Source organism: Candidatus Seribacter sulfatis (assembly GCF_964187635.1).
GTDB classification, from domain to species: domain Bacteria; phylum Verrucomicrobiota; class Verrucomicrobiia; order Opitutales; family Seribacteraceae; genus Seribacter; species Seribacter sulfatis.
The window spans coordinates 1-5126 of sequence record NZ_CAXLMO010000029.1; the positions used below are offsets into that span (position 1 = coordinate 1).

Consider the following 5126-nt stretch of genomic DNA (forward strand, 5'->3'; position numbering starts at 1 on the left):
AATGTAATCGAATTTAAGGATGCAATCCTGAAGGAAAAAAACCGTTTTGTCCGTGGACTTGCCGGACATCTGCTGGCCTTTGGACTCGGTCGCGAACTGAATCCTTCTGATAGCCTGGCTTTGGATGAGATCGTGGAAAGAGTGGAGGCGGAGGATTATTCGATGAAGTCTTTGATCCACGCCGTTGTGCAGTCGAAACCTTTTCGAGGTCCAAGTAGTAAACTTGCCTTGCATAAAACCAAGTGAATTTTGAAAATATGAAAACGATGACAAATATTGGCCGCCGTACTTTTCTTCGCGGAATGGGAACTTCCGCTCTTGCCCTGCCATGGATGGAAAGCTTGGCGGTGGGTAGTAATCATTTTCAAATTCCACAGCGTGCGGCTTTTTATTATGTGCCCATCGGGGTGGTAAGAAAGACTTTCTTTCCGGGAGAGGAAAAGAGTGCGGTACAGCAAAAGTTTACCAATGATAGTTATGATGCAGGGAGTACCCGATCAAACATCGAAGTCGGTTTGCATGACCTGCAGTTGACTCCAACGATGAAACCCCTGTCGGGGCTTAAAGATAAGGTTACTTTGATCACGGGGTTAGATCGTACTTTCCAACCGGGTACGGATGTACATGCCCAGTGTGCCTCCTGTTTTCTTTCCAGTGCCAGTCCATTTAGCCTGAAGCACACGCCTTATCCTCAGGCACGGAGTTTGGATCATATTATTGCTGATAAAATTGGTAGGGATACTCCTTTTAAGACATTGGAATTCAGTTGTAATAGCCACAAAGATAACAAGGAATCGATTCAGTTTGATAATATTTCCTGGTATGGAACGGAGCATGTGGCTCCCTCGATGCGGGATCCATTGCTTGCGTACCGGAGGCTTTTTAAATCGGATGAAAGAAGTGCTTATAAAAATATTACTGATCTGGTGCTGGATGATGCCCGGTCGTTGAAAAAGGATCTTGGCTATTCGGATCAGCAGAAATTCGGGGAATATTTTGAATCGATCCGGGCAATTGAGACCCAGATCTCGAGACTCGACGGGATGAAGGCTGAATTAAGTAAGGTTGAGCTGGATGTTCCGATGGATGGGAAAATGCCCCGGGGTGAATACATTCGCTTGATGGGGGACCTGATGGTTGCTTCTTTGCAGAGTGGACTGACCAATGTGGCAACCTTTATGGTGGGGCCTGAAAGATGGGATACTCCCTATTTATTCGAGAGTTTGTTCGATAAACCCAAGAGCCATCATATGATGTCCCATAACCAAGGGAAATTTGTTGAGGACCTTATCAAAGTGGATCACTTCTATATGGAGCAATTTGCCTACCTTTGCGAAAAAATGAATCGGATAGAGGAGGTTAATGGCAAGAGCCTGCTTGATAATATTATGTTCACTTATGGTTCTGGATTGGGAGATGGATCGACTCACCAATACAGTGCATTGCCTATTCTCGTTGCCGGTTCCGGGGGTGGGAAGTTGATTACTGGAAAGCACCTGAATGTCTCAGCTAAGTCTGGACTGGTTAAAAAAGTCGGGGGTACTTACAAAACGCCTGAGGGTGGGGTTCCCTTGGCAAATCTTTGGCTTTCACAGGCGAATGCGATGGGCCTGAAGTTAGACCGTTTTGCAGATAGTACTGGAATGATTTCCAGTTTATTCGCTTAATCGGTGACTTTATCTCTTAGTTTACGATCAGTGACGAATGTACCAAATGGGATAAGAGTTGCGATGAAAAGGTAAACTCCAAATTTGAGTGTCCAGTTGAAATTCTTCATGCATAAGGCGAGAACTAAGCAATAAGCTACAAATAGAACGCCGTGAGCCATTCCGGTGATTTTGACGGCCATGGGCATTTCGAAATAATATTTCATAGGCATGGCAACCCCAAGAAGAAGCAGGTAGGAAATCCCTTCAATATTTCCAAGTAATCGTAAAATTTTGATCATGTAAGATTAAGAAAGTTATTTTTTTCGAATGAAATAAAGACGCGACTGCAATAGAATCGCAAATATACCGGCAATCAACAATCCAAACTGTATCGCCGAGTTAATATTTTGAGCAATTTCCTGGGGTAGTTTAACTATTTCTGCATGTTCGTACACCCAATGCATGGGGATTATAGACAGCGGATTTATAGCTAATAACTTTAAGATTAAGCCTATGTTCTCTTCTCCCCAACCAACCCCCAGAACGAGACTGGCGAGGAGCGGGGTGATCCATAGCAATCCGACAAATCCCCAGAAACCGAGGTTGAACCATTGTTCACGACTTGCCTGCAGATAAATCACAGCAAGGAGCAGGGTGCCCGCGGGGATGAGGCATAAAGAAAGAAAGGAAGAGTTTAGTACCCAGGCATCTGAATGTAATGCCAATTTGATCAAGACCGAATAGGTGAAGAGGGTAATGGCAGTAAGAATCAGCATAAGGCCTAGCCCACTGCTTTCATCTGCGATTCGTGGAATTCGGGCGAGATTGAACTTTGCGATTCGCTGGATTCCTTTGAGATAAAGGTGTCGGTCGGGACAACAAATATTAATCAGGCAGAGAATGAAGAGAAAGGAAAGAGAGAAGAAGATTCCAATCACTAAAATGAGTCCAAGAATTTTTTCTTCTTTTCCGGAGAATTCATTGGCTGACAATTCCTGCCCAATCAGTCCGCTTGCTTCCCCCTTATCAAAAAAAGTCCATAAACATCCTAGGAGTAGAAATTGAAAAATAGAGTATATGAAAAGTGCGGAAGATTTCGACAGCGCCGGCAAAGCCTGATTCCTCCATTTCCGATAACCTGTGATGAGCAGAATCAAAATGAGTAGGCCCTGCATCAGAAAAGTGAAGGTGGTGGGCGAGATTGCAAAATCAAAAAAGGGAACATCCTTCCAAAAATCTGCAATGCGAGCTTCATAATCAAAGTGGCCCCTTTTCTGATACCCTTCTTCCCGAATGATAGGAAGTATTTTCCCGAAGTAGGTTGGGAGAATAGTAAGGAAAGATAGGAAAGAAATTCCTGCCTGACCCAGTCCTGGTAGCACCACATATAACCCAAGAACGACAATGCGGGAAACCCATGAGGCAGCACGGGGTTTGGGGACCACCAAGCCGACTGCATGTGCGGTGAGGTGGTAGAGAATGACCGAGCAAAAGAAGACGGAATATAATTGAATGATGTTTCCCCACGGAAGTTTTCCCACGAGGATAGCATGTCCAAGAAAGGGGAGAGTGAATAAAAACATGTAGTACTCCCGGGCAGGGATTCCAAATATATAGCCAATGATCTTAGATAGCGGATTCATGGGAGTCATCCGTTGGTAATCGAGTAGACCGGATTCCCTTTCCTCGGCGGTAATAGAAGCAACTCGGCCAGTACCCAGAAACATTAGGTAAAATCCCTGCAGGGCGAGGATGAAAGTGAATGCGTTTCGGGCCCCGTTTACTGGAGAGCTTTCTCCCTTTACCCATTCTTTGGTTTGGGGGTCCTTGCTATATTTTCCTTCAGATCCCTCGAGGTAGGAGGTCAGGTAAACCGTTGAACATACGATTAGGGAGAACAGTCCGGCTGCGATCAGATGTTTGGGACGGAGGTTTTCACGGATGCCTTTTAGAATAAGTGGGTTCATCAATTTTGATCAAATTCTGAGGATCCGGATTCAATTTCCAAAAACAAATCCTCCACTTTTGATTTTCGGGTAGTAAATGAAGTAACTTTCAGTCCATGCTCAATCATTTGTGAAAGAATTCCGGGAATTTCTTCACGACCTCCTGAATGAGATATTTCAAACTGGGCTTTTGTGTCGTGCGTTTTTTTGAGTTCTGAAAGAGTAGGCCACTGTTCTACAAATTCAGTAAATTGATGCGATTCTTCCAGGAGTTCAATTTCCAGTTTTCTTGAGGATTTTTTGCGTTGTGTGATTTCCTCAATGGATCCAGATACCACCATTTTTCCATCTCGCATGATTCCGATTTCATCACAAAGGTCCTGCAGTTCGGTAAGTACATGGGAGGAGACGAGAATGGTTTTCCCCTGATCTGCAAGTTTCCTGAGCAGCTTACGCATATCAATACGGGCCTTCGGATCAAGATTGGCTCCCGGTTCATCGAGTAGCATGACGGAGGGATCGTGAACCAATGTCTTCGCGAGCAGGGCACGCTGTTTCATACCGCGGGACAAGGATTTGCAGAGTTCCCTGCGCTTGGTGGTTAATTCAGTCTGAGCTAAGGCTTTTTCTACCTTTTCTTTCCTTTCGGCGACTGATTGTCCGTAAGCGTGGGCGAAGAGATCACAAAATTCTTCCACCCTCAAGTCGTCGTAGACTGGAGGGAAATCGGGCATGTATCCAAGCATTCGCCGAGCTTGTTCCGGTTGGTGTAGGACAGAAGTCTCTCCGAGCATAATTTCCCCGTAGGTTGGTTCGATTAAAGTGGCAATGGCCTTGATTGTGGTAGTTTTACCCGCACCATTAGGCCCGATCAGTCCAAAAACCGAACCTGGTTTTACCGAAAACGAAAGGTTGTCTACAGCAACAAAGTCTCCGTAGTGAATTTTGAGATCTTGGACTTGGATCATGAGAGGAAGGCACGATAGGAAATTAAAAATCAAGTTAGGTCAACTTTTCCTTGCCTAAAATCACGAAAATCGGACATTGGACTATAGCAAATCAACTTATTATGAAAATATCTACAATCATCCTCTCTTCCTTCCTTATAATCTCTTCCCTTTTTGCGGAAAAAAAACTGTTTGATGGCAAAAGCCTAAAGGGATGGGATGGGGATCCAAAATTTTGGAGCGTCCAGGATGGTGCAATTCTTGGGCAAACCACAAAGGAGAATCCGACCAAGGGAAATACCTTTCTCATTTGGAAGGATGGAAAATTAGGAGACTTTGAACTTACGCTTGATTACAAGATTATCGCGGGAAACAGCGGGATTCAGTACCGCAGTTTTGTTAAACCGGGAAAGAATGACGGTTGGCGAATTGGTGGATATCAGGCCGACTTGGAAGCGGGTGACAAATTTTCTGGCATATGTTACGGAGAGGGCTTTCGGGGAATACTCTCTATGCGTGGCATGAAAACTACTTTAACTTTAGATGATAAGGGTAAACTTAAAAAAGATGCGAAGCAATTTGGC

At 44.6% G+C, this 5126-nt stretch carries 6 protein-coding genes; 3 read left to right on the forward strand and 3 right to left on the reverse strand.

Annotation, left to right across the window (positions count from 1 at the left end; all coding sequences use genetic code 11):
* Both ACKPQ5_RS03660 and ACKPQ5_RS03665 read left to right on the forward strand, forming a co-directional pair.
* On the forward strand, positions 1-246 hold a 246-nt coding region (locus ACKPQ5_RS03660; protein WP_407677740.1), incomplete at its 5' end, for a DUF1585 domain-containing protein.
* A 20-nt stretch (positions 247-266) separates the two neighbouring features.
* Complete coding sequence (locus ACKPQ5_RS03665; RefSeq protein ID WP_407677741.1) at positions 267-1667, forward strand: DUF1552 domain-containing protein; 1401 nt, start codon at positions 267-269, stop codon at positions 1665-1667.
* Here the strand turns inward: ACKPQ5_RS03665 and ACKPQ5_RS03670 are convergent.
* The 3 genes from ACKPQ5_RS03670 to ACKPQ5_RS03680 are packed head-to-tail and all read right to left on the reverse strand — an operon-like array spanning position 1664 to position 4563.
* Positions 1664-1948, reverse strand: coding sequence for a DUF3817 domain-containing protein (locus ACKPQ5_RS03670; protein WP_407677742.1), 285 nt, complete (start codon positions 1946-1948; stop codon positions 1664-1666). The genes ACKPQ5_RS03665 and ACKPQ5_RS03670 overlap by 4 nt on opposite strands.
* A 15-nt stretch (positions 1949-1963) precedes the next feature.
* Positions 1964-3616: an ABC transporter permease gene (locus tag ACKPQ5_RS03675; RefSeq protein ID WP_407677743.1), complete on the reverse strand. Its 1653-nt coding sequence runs from the start codon at positions 3614-3616 to the stop codon at positions 1964-1966.
* Entirely contained in the window at positions 3616-4563 is a 948-nt protein-coding gene (locus ACKPQ5_RS03680; RefSeq protein WP_407677744.1) for an ABC transporter ATP-binding protein, read from the reverse strand. Before ACKPQ5_RS03680 ends, ACKPQ5_RS03675 begins: the two co-directional genes overlap by 1 nt.
* A 101-nt stretch (positions 4564-4664) precedes the next feature.
* On the opposite strand from ACKPQ5_RS03680, the gene ACKPQ5_RS03685 reads away from it, so the two are divergent.
* On the forward strand, positions 4665-5126 hold a 462-nt coding region (locus ACKPQ5_RS03685), incomplete at its 3' end, for a 3-keto-disaccharide hydrolase (protein ID WP_407677745.1).

Coding starts and splice junctions, on each gene's coding strand:
- ACKPQ5_RS03680 (WP_407677744.1), bottom strand. CDS start 4,563: ATGATCCAAGTCCAAGATCTCAAAATTCACTACGGAGACTTTGTTGCT.
- ACKPQ5_RS03670 (WP_407677742.1), bottom strand. CDS start 1,948: ATGATCAAAATTTTACGATTACTTGGAAATATTGAAGGGATTTCCTAC.
- ACKPQ5_RS03665 (WP_407677741.1), top strand. CDS start 267: ATGACAAATATTGGCCGCCGTACTTTTCTTCGCGGAATGGGAACTTCC.
- ACKPQ5_RS03675 (WP_407677743.1), bottom strand. CDS start 3,616: ATGAACCCACTTATTCTAAAAGGCATCCGTGAAAACCTCCGTCCCAAA.